Consider the following 24292-nt stretch of genomic DNA (forward strand, 5'->3'; position numbering starts at 1 on the left):
CCCCGATCGCGGCGGCGCGGGGGGGGGCGGGGGGGGCGGCCCGGGGGGGGGGGGGGGGGGGGGGGGGGGGGGGGGCCCCCGGCGGGGGGGGGGGGCGCCCCCCCCCCCGGGGGCCCCCCCCCCCCGCCCTTCTGCCGGCAGTCCCGGAGGTTCCAGGCGCCGGTCAGTTCCAGGGGTTGGCCGCCTGGTCGTTGATGGCCGTCCAGAACCGCGTGTTGTTGGGGATGTTGCCGTAGGCCCAGAAGGTCCAGCCACCGGTCTGCGCCAGGTCGGACCCGAAGTGGCCGTCGTGGAACTCGGCCTCGCGCCAGCCGGCCCCGAAGGAGGCCTGGCAGAGGCTGTCCGCCGCGGCCCGGCTGTTGAGCCGGGCGCCCTTGACCGGCTGGCTGAGGGCGACGGTGCCCTGTGCCCAACCGTTGTAGAAGCCGATGCTGATCCCGGACGGGGCCGGGCTGCCGTCGACGTTGAGGCAGAGCACGGGCAGCGAGACCGACGGCGCGGTGTCGCCGTTGTAGGCGTTGCTCGGGCTGCCCCCGGGGCCGCCGACCTGGACGGTGCCCTCCGGGCCGTAGGCGACGACGGACCAGGTCATCCCCAGGTGGGTGCCCGGTCCGGTGGCGGCCTCGGCCGGGGCCGCGGACAGCGGGATCAGGGCGGCTGCGGCGACGGCGGTCGCGGTGGCGACGACCTTCTTCAGACGGTTCATCAACTGCTCCTGGTTCGAGGCGTCTCGTCAGGCGACCGGCTCGTTTCGGCCGGTGCACAGCAAAGGTCTCAACCGGACGCACACAACTGGCATGATCTGGTCATTGATCCATCACCGCCCGTGCCCATCCACGCGCAGCGACGGTCCGGCCCGGCCCGCGGATCCCAGGGAGGGACACTTGGAGTTCAGGATCCTCGGCTCGCTGGAGGTGTGGACCGGCGACGGGAGGCGCGTCCCCTCCGAAGGCTCCCGGCAGGAGCGACTGCTCGCCGCCCTGCTGCTCAACGCGGACATCTCCGTTCCCGTCGCCCGTCTGGTCGACGCCGTCTGGGACGAGCGGCCACCGGCCACCGCCACCCGCCAGGTCCGCAACCTCGCCGGGGTGTTGCGGCGCCGCTTCGCCGAAGCCGACCCGGACGCACCGCCGGTGCTGCTGACCGACGGCCGCGGCTACCGCATCACGCTCACCGGCCACCGCCTGGACGCCCGCGCCTTCACCGACCGACTCGCCCTCGCCCGCCGCGAGGCCGCCGCCGGACGATCCCCGGCGGCGGTCGACGGGCTCCGCGAAGCGCTCGCCCTGTGGCGCGGCCCCGCACTGGACGGACTCGCCGTGGACGCGGACGCCCCGGGCGCGGTCGCGCTGGACGAACTGCGACTGACCGCCTGGGAGGAATGCCTCGATCTGGAGCTCGCCCTCGGCCGGCACCGCGCGGCCGTCCCCGAGCTGACCGCGCTGGTGGTCGACCACCCGCTCCGGGAACGCTTCACCGGACAGCTGATGCGCGCACTGCACGGTTCCGGGCGCGCGCCCGAGGGGCTCACCGCCTACCGCCGGTTCGCCGAGCGGCTGGCCGACGAGCTCGGGCTCGACCCCGGGCCGGAGCTGCGGGCGCTGCACCTGGAACTACTGGCCACCGAACCGGTCCGCCCCGAGGCGGCGCCGACCGCAGCGGCCCCGGTGGCCACACCCCCCGTGGCCGCACCCCCCATGGCGGCACCCCCAGCGGCCGCACCCCCGGTGGAGGCGCCGCCGCCCGCCCAACTCCCGCCCGCACTTCCCACCTTCGTCGGACGCGGCACGGAGCTTCGCGTTCTGGACTCGCTGCTCACGACGCCCGCGACCGGTGCCACCGGCGCAGCCGTCCCCGTGTGCGCACTCTCGGGCCCGGCCGGGGTCGGCAAGACCACCCTGGCCGTCGACTGGGCCCACCGCGCCCGGGACCGGTTCCCGGACGGCCAGCTCTACGCCGACCTGCACGGCTACTCCGTCGCCGCGCCCCTCGACCCGCACACCGTCCTCGCCCGCTTCCTGCGCGCCCTCGGCGTGCCCGGCGACCGGATCCCCGCAGCGCCGGACGAGGCGGCCGCGCTCTACCGCTCCCTGCTGGCCGACCGCCGACTGCTCGTGGTCCTCGACAACGCCCGCGACGCCGAACAGGTCCGCCCGCTGCTGCCGGGTGCCCCGGACTGCCGTACGGTGGTCACCAGCCGCACCCGACTCGACGGCCTGACCGCCCGCAACGGCGCCCGCCCCCTGGTGCTCGATGTCCTGCCCGCCCATCAGGCCCTCCGCCTCCTGGCCCGCATCGCCGGCGAGCACCGCACCCGCGCCGAGCCGCACGCCGCGGCCGAACTCACCGCCGCCTGCGGCCGACTGCCCCTCGCCCTGGCCATCACCGCGAGCCGCCTCGCCGCCTTCCCGGGCCGCAGCCTCGCCGACCACGCCGCCGAACTCCTCGACGCGGAACACCGGTTGAGCGCCCTACAGATCGACGGTGACGCCACCTCGGCGGTCCGCGCCGCCTTCGACCTCTCCTACCGTTCGCTCCCCGCCGAGGCCCGATCCCTGCTCCGGCTGCTCGCCCTGGCCCCGGCCGTCGGCGTCAGCTCCGGCGCGGCAGCCGCCCTGACCGACACCCCCACCGCCGCCGTCCGGCCCGTCCTCGACCACCTGGCCACCGCCCACCTGCTCACCCACGAGGACCGCCACCGCTACCGGCTCAACGACCTCCTGCGCCTCTACGCCGCCGAACGCTGCACCGCCGAGACCGGTACCGCCGAGCGCCGCGCCGCCCTGGAACGCCTCAGCTCCTGGTACCTCCACCACGCCGACTCCCCCACGCCGCCGCCCTCCCCTCCCGCCGCGGACCACCCGTGGAGCCGGGGCCACCACCTGATCGGCCTCCACCTCGACGAATGGGTCGAGGTGGACCGCCTGGCCGCCCTGGCCGCCTGCGCGGCGCAAGCGCCGGACGCCCCCTGATCCCGGCCCCGGCCGCCAACCCATGGACTGCTCCTCGACCACGTGGCCGATCGGGCGGCCCCGCGCGCCCCGCCAGGTGCCCCGTCACGCGCCCCGTCATGTGCCGTAGGCATGGGCGCCATGGCGTCCACCCCGAGTCGTCGACTGCGCCATTGGCGCCCAACTCGCCTTCCCCGCCCCATACTCTGGCTCCCGCCGATGCGGACGCATCGTGTGTCACAGGGGAGGATTTCGTGAAGTCGCTCATGGCAAAGGCCCGTTGGCTGGGCACCGCGGCATCGGTCGGCCTGCTGCTGACCGCCGGGACCGGGGTAGCCACCGCACAGCCCGCTACCGGCGTGACCCCCCAGGTCGTCCCGGTGGGGTACGCGTACCCGACGACCGCCGTCACCCCGGACGGCACGAAGGCCTACGTCGGGGTGACCGACGACCCTCGCGGCACGCCTGCGGTCAAGGTCGTCGACACCCGGACCGGCGGGATCACCGCCCGGCTCACCCTCTCCACCGCCGCGAACTCCTTCGTCGGCGCGCTGGCGATGAGCCCCGACGGCACCCGGCTGTACGCGACCGTGGGGGCGCAGCACCTGGTCACCGTCGACACCGGCAGCGACACGGTGACCGCCGACGTCCTGCTCCCGATCCAGCCGCACCCCGACGGGTACGTGGACGGCTCACCGAGTTCCCTCGTGGTCAGTCCGGACGGCGCCGACGTCTACCTGGCCCAGAACGGGCCGCGGCAGCGCTGGGGCTTCCAGCCCGCCCGGGTCCTCGCGTACTCGACCGCCGCCGGCGCCTTCACCGCCTCCGTCGGCGTCACCAGCTTCGCCGTCGGTTCGATCGTCCTGCGCCCCAACGGCGAGGATCTGTACGTCACCACCGGGGACGGCTTGGTCCACCTGGCCGCCACACCCACCTCGCTCACCACCGTCCGCACCTTCACCGCCGGCCACGGCGCCTCCGGCAGCGCGGTGCTCAGCCCCGACGGCGGCACGCTGTACGGCATCGGCGGCTACGAGAGCGACTACCTCGTCGACACCGCGACCGACACCGTCACCGAGAACTTCCACTTCGCACCGGGCAGCACCGGCCTCGGCTACCCGGTCGTCAGCCCGGACGGCCGCCGCCTCTACTTCGCCTCCACCTGGTCCGTCTTCATCACCCCGGGCGGCCCCACCCCTCCCGGCTACCACAACCGCAGCGCGATCCTCTCCTACGACACCGAGGCCCACGCGCTCGTCCCCGCCGAAACCGTGAACCCGCAGCAGGTGGAACTCGCCACCGGACTGGCACTCGGCCCGGACGGCCACACCTTCTACCTCGGCGGCAACACCTACCCCGGCGGCGTTCCGGGCACCGCCGCCAGCCTGGAGATCATCAGGACCTGACGATCAGTCAAGTCCTAGGTAGAACTACCTTCGACGATCCGGCGGATCTCGCGTGCCAGGGCGTCGGGGTCGCTGGTCGGCACCATGTGGTCGGCGTCGGCCGCCAGCACGTGGCGGCCGACCTCGGCCCGACCGACGCGGTAAGCATGGGAGGCGTTCACGGCTTCCCGGACCTTCGGGCCCATGCCGGTGGAGGTCCGCACGGCCGAGACCACCGTGAGCGGGATGCCGCCGAGGGCCGGCGGGTTCTCCTTCAGGTCGGCCAAGTCCGCGACGACGGAGGCGAGTTCGGCGCCCCTCGTGCGGATGGTGGAGACGGTGAAGCCCTCCTCGCGCATCTCGGCCGCGGCGTCCGCCGGCAGGGCGTCGAGCATCGGGCGGAAGGCCCGGGCCAGCAGGCCGGTGCGGGCCAGCAGCATGCTGACCGCCTGCCCGATCCGCTCCTGGCGGCGCACCGAGGGCGCGAACACCAGGTCACAGGACTCGTCCGTCGGGTCGGCCAGCACCAGGCCCGCGATCCGCTCGGGGCGGGCCGCGGCGGCGATCCGGACGATCGGCCCGCCCCAGCTGTGCCCGACCAGGACGAACGGCCCGTGGCCGAGGCCGCCGAGGTGGTCGAGCAGCTCGTCGAGGTCCTCGGCGAGGCGGCGCAGCGGGCGCGGCGCCGGGTCCGGAGCGCTGCGGCCGAACCCGCTGCGGTCGTACGCCACCGTCGCCGCGACCCCGTCCAGCCGGAGCTGCACCGGCGCCCAGTACGAGCGGCTGGAGGCGAGCCCGCCCTCCAGCACGACCGTCGGCACGACCGTCGGCGCGCCCTCGCCGCCGGGCCCCGGCCGCCGCATGTAGAACAGCTCCCGGCCGTCCCGTGTCCGCGCCCGCCCCGGCTCACCCTGACTGTGCATCCCCGGCACCGCCCTCACCCTCGACCGTCCATCAAGTTTGGTTAGCCTAACCTCACTTACCTGGTGATCGCGACCACCCGCGGCCGACCTGCGGGGCGGCGGGGTCGGCGCGGGCAGCGGGGTCGGCGCGGGCGGCGGGGTCGGTCAGTACTCGGCCAGGTCGAAGACCGTGGCCGCGCGGAAGGCCTCGCCCAGCTCGGGTCCGGGCCGGTCGAAGCCCTCGACCCCCTCGGGGTCGGCCTCCGTGGTCTCGAACCGGCCCCTGGTGTGGTCGAGGATGGCCTGATTGGCCGCCACATGGCCACGCAGCCGCTGCTCGTAGGCCTGGTAGGCGGCCTCGTGGTCGCCGTCGGCCGCGTGCAGTTCCCCGGCCAGCACATAGGCGGCGGTCAGGGCCACGCTGGTGCCCTGGCCGGTGGCCGGGGAGCAGCAGTACCCGGCGTCGCCGAGCAGGGCGACCCGGCCCTGCGACCAGCGGTCCATCCGGATCTGCGCGACCACGTCGTAGTGGAAGGCGTCCCCCTCCCCCAGGGACTTGAGGAACTGCGGCACCTCCCAGCGCATCCCGGCGCAACGCTCGGCCACCAGCCGCCGCTGCTCCGCGAGGTCGCGCGGCAGCAGGTCCCCGACCGGCTCGTCGGACGTGAAGACGGCGAAGACGCGCAGCTCGCTGTTGTCCCGGACGGTCATCGCCATGCAGCCCCAGGCGGCCTGGCCGTTGGGCTGGTGGATGACCTCCCAGTGGTCGAGGCCGAGGTGGTTGGGGGCGCTCCAGCCGGCGATGTAGATGCTGGTCGGGTGCAGGTAGTCGGGCTCGGGGCCGAAGACCAGGCGGCGGGTGTTCGAGTGCAGGCCGTCGGCGCCCACGACGAGGTCGAAGGACTGCTCGTCGCCGCTGGTGAAGCGGACCTGGACGCCCTCCTCGTGCTGCACGAGGGTGTCGATCGACTCGCCGAAGCGGTACCGGACGCCGGGCCGGGCCGCCCCCGCCAGCAGGGCGGCCAGTTCGTCGCGCAGGATCTCCACGTCCGGGCCGTCCACGGCGCCCCCGGTGGCCGTCCACTCGGTGGTGCGCTTGAGCTCGCGGCCGTCCGCGTCGACCAGGGACATGCCGCGCAGTCCGGTCCTGCGGGCCCGGACCTCCTCCAGGAGGCCCATCCGCTCGATGACCTCCAGGGCGTTGCCCCGCACGTCCACCGCCTGTCCGCCGCCCCGGAGTTCCGGGGCGCGCTCGACGACCGTGACGTGGAAGCCGTAGCGCTCCAGCCAGTAGGCGAGGGCGGTGCCGGCGATCCCCGCCCCGGAGATCAGGACCGAGGTGGTGCGCGAGTGGTGCGGTCGGGTGCTGTTCGACGTGGTGCTCGACATGGTGGACCTCCCGTGAGTCGATGTCGTGCCGCCAGTCTCGCCACGGCGGCCGACAGGTCGCTCACAGGACGCTGACACGACCGGCGAGCGACCGCCGGACCGCCGACAGACCACCGACAGACCACCGGCAGGCCGCGTCACCGACCGCGTCACCGGCCGGGCCAGGGCGGCAGCCTGTGACCTGGGGTCACAGGATGACCGCCTGTCTGGCTGGCCGCGAGGGCCGTCCGCAGGATGGCCGCATCGGACTCCTGCCCTCCCGTCGCGGCCGCTCGCGCCTGCCGTCCGAAGGCCCGGCCGCTCCCTCGCACGACAAGGTGGTGATCGCTGTGAGCAGCATCTCCGACCCGCCCCGACCCGAACAGGCCGAGGACGTCCCGCCCCTGGCGCCGGCCCAGGCCTTCGAACGGTGGCGCTACGCGGGAGTGTTCCTCCTGCTGTTCCTGTTCGGCACGGAGACCTTCCTGGTGTCGCCGCTGCTGCCGACCATCGCGGACTCGGTGCACACCACCGAGGCGGCCGCCGCCTCCAGCGTCACCGCCTACGTGCTGGTGTACGCCGTCGCGGCGCCCTTCCTCGGGCTGCTGAGCGACCGGTTCGGCCGCCGCCGCACCCTGGTGGCGGGCACCGTGCTGTTCGTCGTGTCCAACGCGGCGGCCGCCCTCTCCACCGGGCTGACGCTGCTGGTCGTCTCCCGCGCGGTGGCCGGGCTGGCGGCGGCGGCGGCCGGGCCGGCGATCTGGGCGCACATCGCCGAGACCGCGCCGGAGGCGGTGCGCGGCCGGGCCCTCGGCCTGGGCATGGCGCTGTTCTCCTGCGGCCAGGTGATCGGCGTGCCGCTCGGCGGCTTCCTCGCCGGACTGGCCGGCTGGCGGTCGGCGTTCTGGGCGCTGACCATCGGCACCGCGGCGGCCGTGCCGCTGCTGCTGAGCCAGGTCCAGCGCCGTTCGGCGCAGGCGGCCGCGCCGCAGGTGGGGGCGGTCCGGGCGATCCTGGCGGGCTGGGCCGACCCGACGCTGCGCCGCGCCCTGCTGGTCAACACGGTGTTCAACACGGCCAACCTGGGCGCCTACACCTTCCTCGGCGCGGTGCTGGTGCAGCGCTTCGACCTGTCGGTGCAGGCCCTGGGCCTGGTGGGCGTGCTGGTCGGCGCGGGCAGCCTGGTCGGCTCGCTGCTGGGCGGCCGGCTCGGGGACCGGGCCAGGACCGCCGGGCGCTCCGACCTGCCGCTGCTGCCGCTGTGGGGCGTGCTGCTGGCGGCGGGCGTCGCGCTGGCGGCCAAGGGGCCCGGCCTGGTCCTCGCCCTGGCCGGCGTGGTGGTGTGGTTCCTGGCCTCCGGAGGCTTCGTGACGGACCAGCAGACGCTGGCCGGCACCATCGCCCCGGAGCTGCGGGCGACCTCCAGCGCGTGGCTGACCTCGACCATGTACGCGGGCACCGGCCTCGGCGCCTGGGCGATCGGCACGTTCGGCAACGTCGCGGACGGCACCCTACTGATCGGCACCGGGCTCGCGCTGGTGGCCGCCCTGGGCGCGCTGGCGGTCAGCCTCGGCCTGCGCCGGTCCACCGCATCGGGCACCTGAGGCCCCGCCGGAACGGCCGGGCCTCCCCGGGGGACCGGCGACCGGCGGCTCAGCCGACCCGGCGCTCCCCCTCCACGCCGCCGACCGCGCGCAACGGATGATCGACCAGTTCGGTCATCCGCGCCCGGTCGGCGGCGCCGTGCGGGGTGAACAGCAGCACCGTCGCGGTCGGGTCGTCCACCGGGTGGAAGGACGACAGCGTCAGCCGGACCGCGCCGAGCCCGGCCGGCTCGACGGTGACGGTGCGGACGGTCAGCTCCGCCACCGAGTGGCAGCCCCACCAGTGCCGGAACTCGGGCGCGTCCTCGTCCAGGTGCCGGTAGACCTCGCCGGTGCGGGGGTCGGCCAGGGCGGGGCCGGCCTGCGCCCGGAACTGCTGGAAGACGTTCATCGCGAGCGGCTCCCAGTCGCGGAACACGGCCCGCACCCGGTGGTCGGCGGCCATCACCCACATCAGGTTGCGCCGGTCCGCGGGGACGAACTCGGGCGAGCCCCAGAGGGCGACCCAGGCGGCGTTCCAGCCGAGCAGGTCGAAGTGCCGGTCGAGCAGGACGGCCGGGCTGGTGGGCCAGGAGTCCAGGACCGGCCGGATGGCCGCGGCGAGCCGGTCGGCGCCGTCCTCCGAGGCGGCGGCCGCCGTCGGCTCGTGGTAGCCGGCCAGGCGCATGGCGTGCCGCAGCCCGGCCGCGTCCAGCCGCAGCACCCGGGCGATCGCCTCCAGCACCTGCCGGGAGGCGGTGACCCGCCCCTGCTCGACCCAGGTGTACCAGGCCAGGCCGACGCCGGAGAGGGAGGCGACCTCCTCCCGGCGCAGACCGGGGGTGCGGCGCCGGGTGGTGGCGGTGAGGCCGACGTCGGAGGGCTTGAGGAGCTCACGATGGGCGCGCAGGAAGGCGCCGAGTTCCCTGCCTGCGGGGGGAGTTGACACGGTTGGCTCCTCGGCCCTGGTCGGTGCCGTCGAATGCGGGGGTGTGGGCTGCCACCAGCGTAGACGCAGCCCGCCGCCCACCCCAGGGGTGAGCGGCGGGCTACACATGTTGTTAACGAGACGTCAGCTGCCACAGCCGGACGGGCATGTGGCTGACGTGGCCGCGCTCCTGCTGCCGGCGCCAGGCGCTCTCGCCGACCGCGCGGAAGAAGGCGGGCCGCTGCTGCGCCGGCACCGCACGGCTGTAGTAGTCGCCGAAGGTGGCGGCGTGGAAGTGCTCGTACTGGGCGGCGCCGTCGACGGTGACCACGGCGTCGCGCTCCAGGTGGCCGGCCACCGCGAGGTGCGGGCCCACCACCGCCTCGAGCTCGTCGACGGTCCTGGTCCGGGTCGCGATCGGCAGCACCCCGGCGCGCTCCAGGACGCCGGGCACCTCGTCGTACGGGGTGCCGAGGGCGACCAGGGCCTCGCGGACCAGCTCGTCCTCACCGCCGAGGCCGCGCTCGTCCCGGGCCGGGTGGTAGGTGGTGAGCAGGAAGCGGCCGCCGGGGGCGAGGTGGGCGGCGGCCCAGGCGAAGATCCGTTCCTCGTCCGGGTACAGCCAGTGCAGCACCGAGGTCTGGGTGATCACGTCGGCCCGGAACGGCAGCGGCTCGGGCACGGTGAGGTCGGCCCGGTGCAGGGCGACCCGCTCGCCGTAGGGCTGGAGCCGGGCGGCGGCCTCGGCGATGCGGTGCTCGGAGCGTTCCAGGCCGACGGCGCGCCGCAGGGAGGGGAAGCGCTCCAAGGCTTCCTGGAGCAACTGGCCGATCCCGCTGCCGAGGTCGATCAGGGACTCGGGGGCTCCGGTGACCTGGTCGAGCACCCAGTCCCGGTCCTGGACCTGGCGCAGCCGGCTGGCGTCGGCGTACCCCGCGAGGGTACGGGCCTGGATCTCGACGGCGGACGTGCTCACGGCTGGTTCTCCTCCACGGTGGACGGCTGTTCGGTGGACGGCTGCTCGGTCGGCGGCTGCTCGGTCGGCGGCTGTGCGGCGGACGGCTGTGCGGCGGCGGGCTGCTCCGCGACGCCCTGGTCGACCAGGTGCAGCAGCCGTTCGCGGGCGGCGCTCTGGTCGTACCGCTTGAAGAGGTTGATCCGGTTGCGGGCCAGGTCGCCCCGGTGCACGTACTCGTAGAGGTCCTGGCGCTGGCCGAAGCCGTCGCCGGTCAGCTCCCAGGCGATCCGGAAGAGCCGGGCCTTGCGTTCGGCGTCGATGTCCCGACCGCGCATGTAGCGGTCCAGGTGCGGGCGCAGCCGGGGGTTGGCGAGGTCCCCGGCGGTGGGCTGGATGAGCAGCCCGGAGGCGCCGATCCTGCGGACGATCTCGACCGCGCTGCCGGCCACCTCGGCCGACCAGACCCGGGAGGCCGCCGTGTCGCCGGGGGCGAACAGGCCGCCGTCGGTGAGGCCGCCGCGCGCCTCGGCGGCGTCGAGGAAGTACTCCGTCAGTTCGGCGTACCCGGCGAGGCGGCCCAGGTCCTCCTGGATGTTGCGGAAGCCGTCCACGCCGATCGACTCGGCGACCAGGGTGGCGCTGGCCAGCAGGGTCCGCAGCCGCTCGCGGTAGCGGATGTGGCCGACGTAGGCGCTCCAGGCGTTGATCCGGCCGAGGCCGGTGCGCGCCAGGTTCGCGTCGCGCAGCAGGAAGACGCGGTCCCAGGGCACCAGGACGTCGTCGAAGAAGAGCATCGCGTCCTGCTCGTCGAACCGCGCGCCGAGCGGGTGGGCGTGCCCCCAGGAGGCGCTGCCGAGCGGCTCGCGGGCGAGGGTGATCAGGCCGGGGGTGTTGAGCGGCAGGGCGAACCAGGTCACGAACTGCTCGCCGCGGCCCTCGGTGAACGACGCCGAGAGGTAGACCAGCACCTCGTGGGCGATCGGGGCGAGCGTGGTGAGCTGCTTGGCGCCGCGCACCACGATGCCCCGGTCGTTCTCCTCCACGACGCGCAGGGCGAGGTCCGGGTCGTCGAGCGGGTTGGCGGAGCGGTCGATCTGCGGGTCGCCGAGGGCGTGCGAGAGGACCAGGTCGTTGCTCGCGCAGTGCCGGTACCACGCCTCGGCGTTGGCGCCGAAGCGCGGGTCGGCCCCGGCCAGCCGGTGCCGGAAGTCGTAGACGCCGACGGCGATCGAGGCCATGAAGGCGGGTGAGCGGCCCTGCTGCCCCAGTGCCTCGGCGTGCCACAGCTCGGCGCTGCGGCGCTGGAGCCGCAGGTCCTCCAGGGTGCGCGGGGGCTGGTAGGCGCGGGCGAGCCGCAGGCCGCTGTCCGGGTCCTCCCAGGTGAGCAGGTCGCGGTGGGCCGGGTCGTGCTGGAGGTCGATCAGGCGGGCCAGTTCGTCCACGGCCGGGCGGAACGCGGGGTGCTCGGCGGGGTTCGCGATGCGCTTGCCGTCGAGGTAGAGCTCGCGGCCGTCGTCCAGTTCGGCCCGGTACCGGTCGCCGGTCAGCAGGCCGCGGGCGGTGGCGGGTGCGCCGCGGCCGGTGATGGTGCCCAGCAGTGTCATGCGCCAACTCCGTTTGATGTCAAGGGTTCAAGGGTTCAAGGGTTTCGGGTCGATCACGCGGTACCGGCCGTCGTGGTAGAGCAGCGGGTCGCCGTCGCCGCGGTCCGCGGCGGCGACCCGGCCGACCAGGATGGTGTGGTCGCCGCCGGGCAGGGTGCCGTGCAGCCGGCAGTCGAACCAGGCCAGGGCGTCGTCGACGAGCGGGGCACCGGTGACCGCCGTCCGCATCGGCACCGCGGTGAAGCCGCCGAGCGCGCGCCCGGCCCCGGGTGTGGCGAAGCGCCGGGCCACCGCCGACTGGCCGTCCGTCAGGACCGAGAGGCCGAACCGTCCGGCGGCGCGGGCCGCGGCCACGAGCGGGCTGTGGCGGCTGACCGCGACGGTGACCAGCAGCGGGTCGAGGGAGAGGGTGCTGAAGGAGGAGACCGTCTTGGCGAAGACCTCCTCGTCCGCGCGGGTGGTGACCACCGCGACCCCGGTGGTCCAGCCGCGGGAGGCGGCCCGGAAGGCCTCCTCGGTGGCCTTCGCCGTGGTCACGGCCGCCGCGGGGCCGCTCATCGCAGCCCCACCCGGTAGGCGCGCAGCCACTCGTCGACCTGGACCAGGTGGTCGAGGCCGCCGACCGGGTTCGGCGCGGTGCGCGGGCTGGGCAGCGGGCGGCCCTCGGCGAGCAGCCGGCGGACCGGCTCGCGGTCCACCAGCTCGAAGACCGGCGCGTTCGGGTCAGCCAGCAGCTCGTGCGCCCGGGCGGTGAGCACCTCGGTGTAGCGGACGGCCGGGGTGGACGGGTAGCCGCTCTTGGGCCGGTCGGTGACCTGCGGCGGGAGGAGGTCCCGGACGGCGTCGCGGAACAGGCCCTTGGCCCGCCCGTCCGGCGCCTTGAGCGCCCACGGGACGTTCCAGAGGTACTCCACCAGGCGGTGGTCGCAGAACGGCACCCGCACCTCCAGGCCGACCGACATCGACACCCGGTCCACCCGGTCCAGCAGCGGGGGGAGCCAGCGGGTGAGCGCGAGGTGGAAGACCTCGCGGACCCGCGCGTCGGCGGCCGACTCGCCGGGCAGGCGCGACACCTCGCCGAGCGAGCGGTGGTAGGCGGCGGCGGTGTACTCCTCGGGGCGCACCTCGGCCCGGACGTCCGGGCGCAGCAGGTCCGCCGGCGTGGCCTTGCCGTGCAGCCACGGGAAGGTGGGCGCGGCGACGGCCTGCGCGTCGTGGAAGTACGGGTAGCCGCCGAAGATCTCGTCCGCGGCCTCGCCGGAGAGCGCGACCGTGGAGCGCCGCCGCACCTCGCGGAAGAGCAGGTGCAGCGAGGCGTCCATCTCGCCCCAGCCGGGCCGGTCCCGGGCGCGCAGGACGGCGTCGCGGGCGTCCAGCAGGTCGTCGTCGGGCACCAGGACGGTGGTGTGCAGGGTGCCGATGTGCTCGGCGGCGGCCTGCACGTACGGGGCGTCGAGGGTGGTCCGCCAGGCGTCCGGGGTGCGGTCGGTGCTGCCGGGGAAGTCCACCGAGAAGCTGGCGATCTTCCCGTGGCCGGCCCGTTCGCGGGCGGCCGCGGCCAGCGCGGTGACGGCGCTAGAGTCGACGCCGCCGGAGAGCAGGGTGCACAGCGGCACGTCGCTGATCAGCTGCCGTTCGACGGCGTCGGCGAGCAGGTCCCGGACGGTGCCGCGGGTGGTCGCGGCGTCGTCCCGGTGCTCGGCCGACTCCAGCCGCCAGTAGCGGAGTTCGCGGGTGGCGCCGCGGCCGACGACCACCAGGTGGCCGGGCCGGACTTCGTGCAGCCCGCGGAACAGCCCGTGGCCGGCGCTCGGCGCGGCGGGCAGCGCGAACAGCTCGGCGATGCCCTCGGCGTCCAGTTCGGCGCGGAACAGCGGGTTCGCGAGCACCGCCTTGGGCTCGGAGCCGAACAGCACCCCGGTGGCGTGGGCGTGCCAGTACAGCGGCTTGATGCCGAGGTGGTCGCGGACCAGCAGCAGTTCCTCGCGCGCGGCGTCCCACAGGGCGTAGGCGAAGATGCCGTTGAACCTGGTCGGCGCGTCCTTGCCCCACTGGAGGTGGGCCCGCAGGACCACCTCGGTGTCCGAGCGGGTCCGGAAGACGTGCCCGAGGGCCTCCAGTTGCGCGCGCAGCTCGCGGTGGTTGTAGAGCTCCCCGTTGTAGCAGAGCACGGCGCCGGCGTCGGGCCCCGGGCGGTCGGCGAGCGGCTGGGCCCCGCCGTCCAGGTCGATCACGGACAGCCGGCGGTGGCCGAACGCGGCGTGCCGGGAGAGCCAGACGCCGTCCGCGTCCGGGCCGCGGCAGGCCAGGGTGGCGGTCATCTCCCGGACCGTCCGCGCCTGGTGGCGCAGGTCGGTGTCCCAGTCGATCCAGCCGGTGACACCGCACATCTCAGGACTCCCCCGGTTCGTCGTTGGCGGCGGGCCCGGCCGCGGCGCTCGACTCCCAGCGGCAGCCGTGGCCGGTCGGGCCGTTGGTCAGGCGGTGCGCGGGCCGGTAGCCCTTGGCGCGGATGTTGGCGGACAGCGCCTCGGTGCAGTAGGTGCAGGGCGAGGCGAGGGTCAGCTGGACGCCCGAGCGGCGGGCCTTCTCGCGGTAGTCCCAGATCGCGCAGTGCGTGATGGTGAGCGCCGCGTGCTCGGCGCCGGGCGGCTCCTCGTCGTCGAACTCGTACTCCGAGCCGTACAGTTCGGCCTGCCGGGCGATCCGGTGGATCGGGTCGGCGGCGCCCCGGCCGTGGTCGGGTTCGACCTCGCGGTGCACCTCGGCATTGGACCGGGCCCAGTCCCCCAGCCCCTCCTCGCCGTAGCGGCGCACGAGGAAACGTTCCATCAGCGCCTGGTCGCGGAAGAACACCCGCTGCCACTCCGGGGCCGGGGCGTCCGGCGCGGGGAGGTCGGCGAAGAGCTCGGACTGCAGCACGAACCAGTCGGTCAGGTGCAGCCCGTTCCCGCGCGACACCAGGTACCGCGTCAGGCCCGCCTCGGCCTCGTGCAGCCGCTGGCGCCAGAGCGCGGACCGCTCGGCGTCCGACATCGCGCGGTACGGGGACCGCGGCTGCTCCGCGCCGGGGCTCCGGTGGCTCGCGGCGGCCAGCACCGCCGTGCGCGGGCCGGCGTCGGCACCCGCCGCACCGGCGGAACCGGTCGGGCCCCCGGTCCTGTCGGACACACCCCCCATCGGGCCATCTCCCTTCGGCTGGACGATCCTTCGGACCGTCTCGTGTGGTGGTCGTTTCCCGCCACGCTACGGAGCGGGCCAGGCGCCCCGGTAGCCCCGAACGGCGCCGCTCAGGGCGCCGATCGTCGCCTCGCGCATGCTCCGAAGGTCACCTGCGGGAGGCGGCCGGAACACGACGGAGGGCGGGCCCCGCGTGCTGCGGGGCCCGCCCTCCGGAGGGTGGCGACGAAGCTGTACTGAGACGAACTACCCGGCGAGGCCGTGCCGGTGGGCGTAGAGCGCGGCGCGCAGCCGGTCGGGCTGCCCGATCTTGCGCATGGCCTGGGTGAGGTGCTTCTTCACGGTGGCCTCGGCCAGGGCGAGTTCACGCCCGATCTCGGCGTTGCTCAGCCCGAGCCCGAGCTGGACCAGCACCTCCCGCTCACGCTCCGTCAGTCCGGCGTGCTGCGGCGGCAGTTCGCCGAGGTGCTGCGGGGGCACCGCCGTGTGGGTCCGGGCCGGCGGCGGCGCGGGCAGGAACACCGACCCGCCCGCCGCGGCGAGTTGGACGGCGCTGATGATCCGGTCCTCGGCCAGGTCGAGCGGGAAGCAGCCGCTGGCCCCGGCCAGCAGCATCCGGCTGGCCTCCGCGGTCGACTCGGCCCGGCGCAGCAGCAGCACCCGGGCGTCGGGCGCCGCGTCCGGGCCGCGCAGCGCCACCACGACGGCGAGGTCGGCCTCCAGGCTCGCGCCGCGGCCGAGCAGGATGACGTCGGGGGCGACCCGGCGCACGGCGGCCACCGCGCGCAGCGGGTCGCCGGTGGACCCGACCACGGCCAGTCCGGGCACGGTCGTCAGCACGCTGCGCAGCCCGGCGCTGGCCACCGAGTGCCGCTCGACCAGGAACACCCGGGCATCGGCCGTGCGGTCGCGGTCCTCCTCCACGCACATCGGATGGCCGCACCCGCAACCGCTGGCGGTCGGCCCCACCGGGGGTGGCGGCGTCACCGTCTCCGCCAGCAGCTGGTGACCGGCGATCAGGTCGAGCGGGTTGTCGATCTCGGCCTGCGCCGGTGGTGCGGCGCGCACCGGCGGCGCGCCCGCGGCGGGGGCGTCCACCAGGGTGGCGCCGCCGCAGGCGCCGCGTCGGGCGGGAAGCCGGCGGCCGCGCGGGCCGGCCGGAACGGCGAGCTTGCTCACTGCGGCCATCGCGCACCCCCGGGGGCGGAGGCAGGGCGTCTGAGGTACGGCATGGCGATACGGTCCCCTTGCTGGTGGCGGGCCGGCCCGGTGGGCACGGGTGCTGCGGCGAGGATCCGTCGAGGACGCGCACGGGCGTCGGCTGCGGAATCCGGGACTGGGGAGGGGCGCCGACCGCAGCGACTGGGAACGGGGCGGTCAGCGCGCAGCGCGCGGGCGACAGAGCTCGTCGAAACACCGTCGGTGCCACGAGCCGCCGATCCCGACCAGGGTGATGTCGGTCCGCCGAATAGCCATGCGGGGAACCCTAGGTCCGGTTCCTTGTGCAGGTCAAGGACGGAACCGGGGCTCAGCGCCCTGGGCAGTGGCGGTCCTGACACTCCGGATGCTGTGACCAGGAGTAACAGCATCAAGTGCTGACTGGCTGTCCGGGCCACCGGTCCGCAACGCTCCTTCAAGCGGCCGCAGCTGCCGGAGCGGCACCGACGTCCCACGTCCCACGGACCGCCCGACCCGTGCTCCGGCACCCGATCCCGCCCGGACGCGGCATCCGCCCCCGGCGAACGGCCCGTCCCACGGCCCCGGTCCGGCGCTCCAGCCCCCGGGACGCCGCCGGTGACTGCCGGTTACCGCTGGTGACCGTCCCGACCCGCTCCCGAACCGCCCCTCCCGGAAGGACCACCAGCCCCATGCCCGCCCCGCCCAACCGGCCCGCCGCCGGCCAGTCCGGCGCCACGCCACGGAGGGCCGGGTGACCCGCTTCCTGCTGCGCCGCCTCCTGCTGGCCGTACCGACCCTGCTCGGCGTCACCGCCGTCGTCTTCGCGACCGTCACGCTCGTCCCCGGCGATCCGGTGGCCCTCTTCCTCGGGCCGGGCGCACCGCCCGAGGCCCGCCGCGAGCTCTCCGAACGGCTCGGCCTGGACCAGCCGTTGCCCGTCCGCTACGCCTCCTGGCTCTGGCACGCGCTGACCGGCGACCTCGGCACCTCCGTCTCCGGTCAGCGCCCGGTCGCCGACCTGCTGCTCCCGGCGCTCGGCCAGACGCTGACCCTGACCGCGGCCGCCTTCCTGCTGGTGCTGGTCGGCGGAGTGGCGCTCGGCGCCGTCGGCGCGCTGCGCCCGCGCGGCCCCGGCGGGCGGATCTCCGGCGCGCTGTCCGCCCTCGCGGTCTCCGCCCCGCAGTACTCGGTGGCCCTGCTGCTGATCGCCGTCTTCGCCGTGGGCCTGCGCTGGCTGCCGGCCGGGGGCACCCACGACGTGTTCGGCTCCGGCGGCCTGCCCGACCTGGCCCGCCACCTGGTCCTGCCGGCCGTGGCCGCCGCGCTCGTCCCGCTCGGGCTCACCGCCCGGGTGTTCCGGGCCGCGCTGGGGGGCGTGCTGGCCGGCGAGCTGGCCGACTCGCTGCGCGCCCGCGGCCTGCGCCCGGCCACCGTGCTGCGGCACTGCGTGCACAACGCCTCGCCGGCACTGCTGACCATCGGCGGCCTGCAACTCGCCTACCTCCTGGAAGGGGTGATCTTCGTGGAGACCCTGTTCGCCTGGCCCGGCGTCGGCCGGCTGCTGTACGACGCGCTCACCTCCCGCGACCTGCCCCTGGTGCAGGGCGGGGTGCTGGTGGTGGCGGTCGCGTTCGTCGGCGTCAACATCCTCGTGGACGCGGCGCACGCGGCGATCGACCCGCGAGTAAGGAACTGATGTGACGTCACGTGTCCTCGCCCGAGCGAACCTCGGCCTGACCGTCCCCGCCGCCCTGGCCGCGCTGCTGGTCCTGCTCGCGCTCGCCGCGCCGCTGGTCGCCCCGTACGACCCGGCCGCCGGGCGGCTGGCGGACCGGCTGCTCGACCCGGGCAGCCCCGGCCACCCGCTCGGCACCGACGGCCAGGGCCGCGACCTGCTCAGCCGGCTGATCTGGGCCGGGCGCGCCTCGCTCACCGGCGGGCTCGTCCCCGTCGCGGTCGCCGCCGTCGTCGGCACCCTGCTCGGCGTCGTGGCCGGGCTCGGCGGCCGGGTCACCGAACAGGCCCTGCTGCGCCTGCTGGACGTGCTCTACGCCTTCCCCGGGGTGCTGCTGGCGATCGCCATCGCCTCGCTGCTCACACCCGGCCTGGGCGCGACCGTGCTCGCGCTGTCGGTGGTGCTCACCCCCGCGGTGGCGCGGGTCGCGTTCACCGAGACCCGGCGCGTCCGGGCCGCCGAGTACCTGGTGGCCGCCCGGGTCAGCGGCGCCGGCTGGGGGTCGCTGGTCCTGCGCCAGGTCGCCCCGGTGGTGGCGCCGGTGGTCCTGGTGTACGCGTCCTCGCTGGTCGGGCTGGCCATCATGTACGCCGCCGGGCTGTCCTTCCTCGGGCTCGGGGTCGCCCCGCCGACCGCCGAGTGGGGCGCGATGCTGGAGGAGCTGCGGCCCTCGCTGCTCACCCACCCCTGGGTGGCGGTCCTGCCGGCCCTGGTCATCCTCGCCGTCTCGGTCGTCTTCAACACCCTCGGCGAGACGCTGCGCACCCGCGTCGGCGACACCGCCGCCCTGCTGGCGCACGCCGCCCCCGCCGCCGCGAGCCGGTCCGCCGACCGCTCCACCGACCGCTCCACCGACGGCTCCACCGACGGCTCGGCCGACGGCTCGGCCCGGCCGCGGGCCGCGAAGCGGGTGGGCGCATGAACGCGCTGCTGGAGATCGACGGCCTGACCGTCGAGTACCCCGGCGGGGTCCGGGCCGTCGACGACGTCTCCCTCGCCCTGCCCGCCGGCCGCTCCCTGGTGCTGCTCGGCGAATCCGGCAGCGGCAAGACCACCGTCGCCCGCACCGTGCTCGGGCTGCCGGGGCACGGCGCCGCCGTCACCGGAGGCGTCCGGCTCGCCGGGACCGACCTGCGGGCGCTCGGCGAACGCGAGCTGGCCGACGTCCGCGGCCGGCGCATCGGCTACGTGCCGCAGGACCCGACCGCCTCGCTCGACCCGCTGCGCCGGATCGGCCCGCAGCTCGCCGAGGTGCTGCGGCGGCACGGGATCGCCGCCGACCGCCGGGCCGCCCGCGCGGCCGTCCCGAAGCTGCTCGCCACCGCCGGCATCCCGGACCCGGAACGCGTCGCCCGGGCCTACCCGCACGAGCTCTCCGGCGGCCTGCGCCAGCGCGCCGCCATCGCCGTCGCGATCTGCTGCGGCCCGGAACTGCTGATCGCCGACGAGCCGACCACCGCGCTCGACGCGCTGATCCGCGGGCGGATCCTCGACCTGTTCACCACCCTGCGCGCCGACTGCGGCATCGCCCTGCTGCTGGTCACCCACGACCTCGCGGCGGCCCGCCGGATCGGCGGCACCGTGGCGGTCATGCGGGCCGGCCGGATCGTCGAGCTCGGGCCCGCCGAACGGGTGCTGGGCGACCCGGAACACGCCTTCACCGCCGCCCTGGTGGCCGCCGAACCGGGAGCCCGCCGATGAACACCGTCGACCACGCCCGGCCGGACGCCGTCCACGCCCCGCCGGGCCCGGTCCTGGTCGTCGACGCCGTCACCAAGCGCTACGGCGACCGGACCGCCCTGGACGCCGTCAGCCTCACCGTCGCGCCGGGCGAGACCGTCGGCCTGGTCGGCGAATCCGGCTCGGGGAAGTCCACCCTGGCCCGGCTCGCCCTCGGGGTGCTGGCCCCCGACGCCGGCAGCGTCCGCTTCGCCGGCCGCGATCCGTACCGGCTGCGCGGCCGCGCCGACCGGGCGCTGCGGGGCCGGCTCCAGTTCGTCCCGCAGGACCCGCGCGGATCGCTCAACCCCAGCCTGCGCGCCGGGGAGGCGGTCGCCTTCGCGCTGCGCCTGCACGGCACGCCGCGCGCCGAACGCGCCGCGGCCGTCGCCCGGCTCTTCACCCAGGTCGGCCTGGAGCCCGCGCTCGCCGACCGCTACCCCCGGGAGCTGTCCGGCGGGCAGCTCCAACGGGTGGCCGTCGCCCGGGCCCTGGCCACCGGGCCGGACCTGGTCGTCTGCGACGAACCGACCTCCGCCCTCGACCGCAGCGTGCAGGCCCGCCTGCTCGACCTGCTGACCGACCTCCAGGAACGCACCGGCCTGGCCTACCTGTTCATCTCCCACGACCTCGCCGTCGTCCGGCACCTCGCCCACCGGGTGCTGGTGCTGCGGCACGGCCGGGTGGTCGAGGAGGGCCCCGCCGGTCTGCTCTGGGACTCCCCCGCGCACCCGTACACCCGGGCGCTGCTGGAGGCCGCCACCGGCGTCGCGTGAGCCGCCGCCGAAGCCCCGTGCCGACACACCGCTGAACCTCCGTACCCCCGCACCCCCGCACCACCGACCCCCCGCACCACCGAACCGACGAGGAATCCCCATGACGCGCACCAGCCGTATCCGCTCCAGAGCCGTCGCCCTGCCGGCCGCCGCCGTTCTGCTCGCGGCGGCGGCCGGCTGCGCCGGCTCCGACGGCGGCGGCTCCGCGGGGGCGGGCGGCGGTGACGGCCGCGGCGGCACCCTGGTCATCGGCGCCACCGGCAAACTCCCCAACCCCGACACCGTGATCGGCGGCGCCGGCTTCGAGGGCAAGCGGCTGGTCTCCTTCCAGCTCTACGAGGGCCTCACCCGGTACGAACTGCTCAAGGACACCGACAAGCCGCCGGCCGTCACCGGCGCCCTGGCCACCGACTGGCAGGTCGCCGCCGACGCCAGGACGTGGACCTTCACCCTCCGCAAGGGCGTCACGTTCCAGGACGGCACCCCGTTCGACGCCGACGCCGTGGTCTTCAACCTGGCCCGCTACCTCGACAAGAAGAGCCCCGAGTACACCGACGCCCTCGGCGCCGCCGCCGCCGAGTACGCGGGCGACATCGTCTCGTACCGCAAGACCGACGCCGACCACGTCGAGCTGGTCACCAAGGAGCCCAACGGCCACTTCCCCGAGGACCTCGCGCACGTCCTGATAGCGAGCCCCACCGCCGTCCGCAAGTCCGGCTCGGCGGACTTCGCCCAGCACCCGGTCGGCACCGGCCCCTTCTCGTTCGTCTCGCAGACCGAGGGCCAGCAGATCGAGCTGGCCGCCAACAAGAGCTACTGGCGCGGCGCCCCCAAGCTCGACCGGCTCGTGATCAAGGCGCTGCCGGACGCCGCGGCCCGCACCGCCGCCCTGCGCTCCGGCGGCGTGAACTGGATCGAGTACCCGAACCCGGACGACATCGACAGCCTCAAGGCCGACGGCGTCCAGATCGCCACGAACAGCTACGACCACCTCTGGTACTGGATCCTGGACACCTCGAAGGCACCCTGGGACAACCCGCTGGTCCGCAGGGCCGCCAACTTCGCGATCGACCGCAAGGCCATCGCCGAGAAGCTGCTGCACGGCACCGCCGACCCCGCCTACCAGACCGCACCGCGCGCCACCGCCGCCTACGACCCCGCCGGCGACGTCTACTCCTACGACCCCTCCAAGGCCCGGCAGTTGCTCGCCGAGGCCGGCGTCCCGAACGGCTTCAGCACCTCCGTCACCGTGCCCACCGGCGGCAGCGGCAACCTGCTGCCGGTGCCGATCGCCGAGGCCCTCCAGCGGGATCTCGCCGCCGTCGGCATCAAGGTCGAGCTGCGCACCACCGACTGGACCACGCTGATCGGCGCCGAGGCCAAAGGTCAGGTGGCGCTCGGCTCGGACGCCGTCGCCCAGTCCACAACGCTGTTCCAGTCCGAGGCGCTGCTCCCGCTGTTCATCGGCTCCAAGAGCCCGTTCTGGACCGGCCACTACGCCAACCCGCAGGTCGACGAGCTGCTCGCGTCGTCGGCCGCCAATGCCGACCAGACCGCCCGGCAGGCCGGGTACCGCAAGGCGCTCGCCCTGGTCACCCAGGACGCGCCCTGGCTGTTCGTGGTCAACGACCGCAATCCGCGGGCCCTTTCGCCGAAGGTCCAGGGGCTCGTGCAGCCGCAGTCCTGGTTCCTCGACCTGACCACCGTATGGGTCCGCTGACCCGCGGACACCGCCTCTCCCCCGGCTCCGAAGAGCACCGCGCACCACAGGAAGGACGGCCATCCCGATGACCGACCCGCACCGACCGCACCACCACGCCGGGACCGTCCCGCCCGGCTCCGCGCACGGCCCCGTGCCCGCCGCACCGCCCAAGTGGGGCATCACCCTCCCGCTGCCCGGCCTGACCATCGACCGGCACCGCTTCCTGGTCGAGCGGCTGCCCGACCTCGGCTACACCGACGTGTGGAGCGCCGAGGGCGGCGGCACCGACGCCTTCACCCCGCTGGCCGCCACGGCGGCCTGGTCCCCCTCCCTGCGGATCGGCACCGGCATCGTCCCGGTGCACACCCGCGGCCCGGCCGTGCTCGCCCAGACCGCCGCGACGCTCGCCCAACTCGCGCCGGGCCGACTGCTGCTGGGCATCGGCGCCTCGGTGCCCGCCCACGTCACCGACATCAACGGCATCCCGTTCGACGAGCCGTTCAAGCGGACCAGGGACGTCCTGCGCTTCGTCACCCGGGCGCTGCGCGGCGAGTACGTCACCGGCGGGTTCGACACCTTCGACATCACCGGCTACCGGCTGCCTCACCCGCCGACCGAGCCGGTCAAGGTCATCCTGGGCGCGCTGCGGCCCAACATGCTCCGGCTCGGCTTCAACGAGGGCGACGGCGCCATCACCAACCTGCTGTTCCCGCACGACGTGCCGAAGATCCTGGACGCCGTCGGCCCGCAGCCGCCCGGCAAGGAACTGGTCGTCAAGGTCTTCGTCTGCCCCACCGAGGACACCGACTACGCCCACCGCGCCAGCCGCCCGTTCCTCGCCTGGATCCTCAACCGCGAGCCGTACCGCAAGTTCCACGAGTGGCTGGGCCACGGCGAACTCCTCGCCGAGACCCACCGCCTCTGGGCGGCCGGCGACCCGGAGGGCGCCCAGAAGGCGCTGCCCGACGAGGTCGTCGACGGGCTGTTCATCAGCGGCTCGCCGGAGGAGTGCCGGGAGCGCATCCTCGCCTACCACCGCCCCGGCGTCACCACCATCCAGCTGTACGTGTCGCTGCCGCCCGAGGTGTTCGTCAGCCGCGCCAAGCTGCTCGACACCCTGGCCCGGCTCGGGCCGGCCGCCCTCTGACCGTCGCGCCCCACCCGTCCCCATCCCCTGCCACCCTCACGACGCTCACGACCGGAGGAGAGCCGTGCCACTCGAAATCCGCGGCGGGGTCCGCGCCGCACCCGTTCCCGGCCACACCGCGCAGGAACGCCAGGCCCTGCGCTGGGCCCCCGACGGCCGCGACCGCACCGCCGACCCCGCGTACGTCGCCCGCACCGCGCGGGAGAACGAGGAGGACGGGCTGGACAGCGCCCTGGTGGTGCAGTCCAGTTCGTGGCCCGACCCGTGGCTGGTGGCCTCCTGGGCCCTGGCCGCCACCACACGGCTGCGCATCGCGGTCGCCCACCGGGTCGGCACCACCGCGCCGACCGTCGCCGCCCGCTCCCTCGCGACCCTGGACCGCCTCTCCGGCGGGCGGGCGGCGGCCCACGTCATCATCGGCTCCAGCGACCACGACACGGCCCGCGACGGCGACCTCCTGGACAAGCAGGAGCGCTACCGCAGGGCCGACGAGTACCTCGACCTGTTCACCCGCTACCTCGCCGCCGACCAGGACATCGACCACAAGGGCGAGTTCTACACCGTGTCCGCCGCCCGGCCCGGCCTGCACCCCAGACCCGGCGGCGAGCTGCTCTCCTTCGGCGGCTCGTCACCGCAGGGCCTCGACCTGGCGGCCCGCTACGCGGAGGTCTACGCCGTCAGCCCGCTGCCGCTGCCGGACACCCGTCGGCGGATAGCCCAGGTCCGCACCGCCGCCGCCGCGCACGGCCGGACCCTGCGAATCTGGCGGCACGTCACCGTCGTCCTCGCCGACACCGACGAGGCGGCCCGCGACCGCGTCCGCCGGCTGCGCCGCGACGCCCTCCGCCTCACCTCCGGCGGCGGCGGGCCCTGGACGGAAGCCGTCCAGCTCGACCGCGACCGCGAGCGCGGCCGCTCCGACCCGTCCCGGGGAGACGAGCAGGTCGCCGCCTACATCCGCCGCTCGCTCACCGCCGCCTACGCCGGCTCCCCCGCCACCGTCGCCGCCCGCATCGGCCTGCTCCGCTCGGCCGGCGTGGACATCGTCCAGCTCGACCTCCCCGTCGAGACCGACCAGGACCGCGAGCTGCGGCGCAGCCTCGTCCGCCACCTCCGCACCGGCCTGGGCACCCCCGCCGACCGCCGCGTCTGGTGACCGGCGCCCCCGTTCGGCC

General features: G+C 75.3%; 20 protein-coding genes. 10 read left to right on the forward strand and 10 right to left on the reverse strand.

The window, feature by feature from the left end; translation table 11 throughout:
- Window positions 1–163 precede the first annotated feature (163 nt).
- Window positions 164–706, reverse strand: coding sequence for a hypothetical protein (locus ACIO9K_RS11165; protein ID WP_363589385.1), 543 nt, complete (start codon window positions 704–706; stop codon window positions 164–166).
- 178 nt (window positions 707–884) lie between these two features.
- Between ACIO9K_RS11165 and ACIO9K_RS11170 the strand changes: the two genes are divergently transcribed.
- Together ACIO9K_RS11170 and ACIO9K_RS11175 are read left to right on the forward strand one after the other, a co-directional pair.
- Window positions 885–2972 (forward strand): BTAD domain-containing putative transcriptional regulator, encoded by a 2088-nt coding sequence (locus ACIO9K_RS11170; RefSeq protein ID WP_363589387.1) that lies wholly within the window; start codon window positions 885–887, stop codon window positions 2970–2972.
- 245 nt (window positions 2973–3217) lie between these two features.
- Window positions 3218–4357, forward strand: a complete 1140-nt coding sequence (locus tag ACIO9K_RS11175) for a hypothetical protein (protein ID WP_400328586.1) — start codon at window positions 3218–3220, stop codon at window positions 4355–4357.
- A 14-nt stretch (window positions 4358–4371) separates the two neighbouring features.
- Here the strand turns inward: ACIO9K_RS11175 and ACIO9K_RS11180 are convergent, their stop codons facing one another.
- Both ACIO9K_RS11180 and ACIO9K_RS11185 read right to left on the reverse strand, forming a co-directional pair.
- Complete coding sequence (locus ACIO9K_RS11180) at window positions 4372–5259, reverse strand: alpha/beta hydrolase (RefSeq protein ID WP_400328589.1); 888 nt, start codon at window positions 5257–5259, stop codon at window positions 4372–4374.
- A 144-nt stretch (window positions 5260–5403) separates the two neighbouring features.
- Complete coding sequence (locus ACIO9K_RS11185; protein ID WP_400328592.1) at window positions 5404–6627, reverse strand: FAD-dependent monooxygenase; 1224 nt, start codon at window positions 6625–6627, stop codon at window positions 5404–5406.
- A 329-nt stretch (window positions 6628–6956) separates the two neighbouring features.
- Between ACIO9K_RS11185 and ACIO9K_RS11190 the strand changes: the two genes are divergently transcribed.
- Entirely contained in the window at window positions 6957–8210 is a 1254-nt protein-coding gene (locus tag ACIO9K_RS11190) for an MFS transporter (RefSeq protein ID WP_363589397.1), read from the forward strand.
- Between the two features lie 49 nt (window positions 8211–8259).
- On the opposite strand, the gene ACIO9K_RS11195 is transcribed toward ACIO9K_RS11190, so the two are convergent.
- The 7 genes from ACIO9K_RS11195 to ACIO9K_RS11225 form a co-directional block, all read right to left on the reverse strand.
- Window positions 8260–9138 (reverse strand): helix-turn-helix domain-containing protein, encoded by an 879-nt coding sequence (locus ACIO9K_RS11195; RefSeq protein ID WP_363624745.1) that lies wholly within the window; start codon window positions 9136–9138, stop codon window positions 8260–8262.
- Window positions 9139–9250: 112 nt separating this feature from the next.
- The gene (locus ACIO9K_RS11200; protein WP_400328597.1) at window positions 9251–10093 is read right to left on the reverse strand and encodes a class I SAM-dependent methyltransferase; all 843 of its coding nucleotides are present in this window, start codon (window positions 10091–10093) and stop codon (window positions 9251–9253) included.
- Complete coding sequence (locus tag ACIO9K_RS11205) at window positions 10090–11679, reverse strand: 4-hydroxyphenylacetate 3-hydroxylase family protein (RefSeq protein WP_400328600.1); 1590 nt, start codon at window positions 11677–11679, stop codon at window positions 10090–10092. Before ACIO9K_RS11205 ends, ACIO9K_RS11200 begins: the two co-directional genes overlap by 4 nt.
- Window positions 11680–11706: 27 nt before the next feature.
- On the reverse strand, window positions 11707–12237 hold the full coding sequence (locus tag ACIO9K_RS11210; RefSeq protein WP_079135392.1) for a flavin reductase family protein: 531 nt from the start codon (window positions 12235–12237) through the stop codon (window positions 11707–11709).
- Entirely contained in the window at window positions 12234–14069 is a 1836-nt protein-coding gene (gene asnB, locus ACIO9K_RS11215) for an asparagine synthase (glutamine-hydrolyzing) (RefSeq protein WP_400328603.1), read from the reverse strand. The genes ACIO9K_RS11210 and asnB overlap by 4 nt, the downstream gene beginning before the upstream one ends.
- Window position 14070: 1 nt before the next feature.
- Window positions 14071–14850 (reverse strand): hypothetical protein, encoded by a 780-nt coding sequence (locus ACIO9K_RS11220; protein WP_363589405.1) that lies wholly within the window; start codon window positions 14848–14850, stop codon window positions 14071–14073.
- A 255-nt stretch (window positions 14851–15105) separates the two neighbouring features.
- Complete coding sequence (locus ACIO9K_RS11225) at window positions 15106–16047, reverse strand: LuxR C-terminal-related transcriptional regulator (RefSeq protein WP_400328606.1); 942 nt, start codon at window positions 16045–16047, stop codon at window positions 15106–15108.
- A 742-nt stretch (window positions 16048–16789) separates the two neighbouring features.
- On the opposite strand from ACIO9K_RS11225, the gene ACIO9K_RS11230 reads away from it, so the two are divergent.
- From ACIO9K_RS11230 to ACIO9K_RS11260, 7 genes are all read left to right on the forward strand, one after another.
- Window positions 16790–17734 (forward strand): ABC transporter permease, encoded by a 945-nt coding sequence (locus ACIO9K_RS11230; protein WP_350880832.1) that lies wholly within the window; start codon window positions 16790–16792, stop codon window positions 17732–17734.
- A gap of 1 nt (window position 17735) precedes the next feature.
- Window positions 17736–18695, forward strand: coding sequence for an ABC transporter permease (locus tag ACIO9K_RS11235; RefSeq protein ID WP_400328609.1), 960 nt, complete (start codon window positions 17736–17738; stop codon window positions 18693–18695).
- Window positions 18692–19474: an ABC transporter ATP-binding protein gene (locus ACIO9K_RS11240; RefSeq protein ID WP_363624731.1), complete on the forward strand. Its 783-nt coding sequence runs from the start codon at window positions 18692–18694 to the stop codon at window positions 19472–19474. Before ACIO9K_RS11235 ends, ACIO9K_RS11240 begins: the two co-directional genes overlap by 4 nt.
- On the forward strand, window positions 19471–20268 hold the full coding sequence (locus ACIO9K_RS11245) for an ABC transporter ATP-binding protein (RefSeq protein ID WP_363581886.1): 798 nt from the start codon (window positions 19471–19473) through the stop codon (window positions 20266–20268). Before ACIO9K_RS11240 ends, ACIO9K_RS11245 begins: the two co-directional genes overlap by 4 nt.
- 100 nt (window positions 20269–20368) lie before the next feature.
- A complete protein-coding gene (locus tag ACIO9K_RS11250; protein ID WP_400328614.1) occupies window positions 20369–21988 on the forward strand; it encodes an ABC transporter substrate-binding protein in 1620 nt (539 codons plus the stop codon).
- Window positions 21989–22055: 67 nt separating this feature from the next.
- Window positions 22056–23117: an LLM class F420-dependent oxidoreductase gene (locus ACIO9K_RS11255; RefSeq protein WP_400328617.1), complete on the forward strand. Its 1062-nt coding sequence runs from the start codon at window positions 22056–22058 to the stop codon at window positions 23115–23117.
- Between the two features lie 64 nt (window positions 23118–23181).
- Window positions 23182–24273 carry an LLM class flavin-dependent oxidoreductase gene (locus ACIO9K_RS11260; protein ID WP_363624725.1) on the forward strand — a complete coding sequence of 364 codons (1092 nt, stop codon included), beginning with the start codon at window positions 23182–23184 and terminating at the stop codon, window positions 24271–24273.
- The last annotated feature ends 19 nt before the right edge of the window (window positions 24274–24292 follow it).

The sequence above is a fragment of the Kitasatospora sp. NPDC087271 genome, from assembly GCF_044744605.1.
Classification (GTDB): domain Bacteria; phylum Actinomycetota; class Actinomycetes; order Streptomycetales; family Streptomycetaceae; genus Kitasatospora.

Coding starts and splice junctions, on each gene's coding strand:
- ACIO9K_RS11165 (WP_363589385.1), bottom strand. CDS start 706: ATGAACCGTCTGAAGAAGGTCGTCGCCACCGCGACCGCCGTCGCCGCA.
- ACIO9K_RS11175 (WP_400328586.1), top strand. CDS start 3,218: ATGGCAAAGGCCCGTTGGCTGGGCACCGCGGCATCGGTCGGCCTGCTG.
- ACIO9K_RS11180 (WP_400328589.1), bottom strand. CDS start 5,259: ATGCACAGTCAGGGTGAGCCGGGGCGGGCGCGGACACGGGACGGCCGG.
- ACIO9K_RS11185 (WP_400328592.1), bottom strand. CDS start 6,627: ATGTCGAGCACCACGTCGAACAGCACCCGACCGCACCACTCGCGCACC.
- ACIO9K_RS11205 (WP_400328600.1), bottom strand. CDS start 11,679: ATGACACTGCTGGGCACCATCACCGGCCGCGGCGCACCCGCCACCGCC.
- ACIO9K_RS11210 (WP_079135392.1), bottom strand. CDS start 12,237: ATGAGCGGCCCCGCGGCGGCCGTGACCACGGCGAAGGCCACCGAGGAG.
- asnB (WP_400328603.1), bottom strand. CDS start 14,069: ATGTGCGGTGTCACCGGCTGGATCGACTGGGACACCGACCTGCGCCAC.
- ACIO9K_RS11225 (WP_400328606.1), bottom strand. CDS start 16,047: ATGGCCGCAGTGAGCAAGCTCGCCGTTCCGGCCGGCCCGCGCGGCCGC.
- ACIO9K_RS11240 (WP_363624731.1), top strand. CDS start 18,692: ATGAACGCGCTGCTGGAGATCGACGGCCTGACCGTCGAGTACCCCGGC.
- ACIO9K_RS11245 (WP_363581886.1), top strand. CDS start 19,471: ATGAACACCGTCGACCACGCCCGGCCGGACGCCGTCCACGCCCCGCCG.
- ACIO9K_RS11250 (WP_400328614.1), top strand. CDS start 20,369: ATGACGCGCACCAGCCGTATCCGCTCCAGAGCCGTCGCCCTGCCGGCC.
- ACIO9K_RS11255 (WP_400328617.1), top strand. CDS start 22,056: ATGACCGACCCGCACCGACCGCACCACCACGCCGGGACCGTCCCGCCC.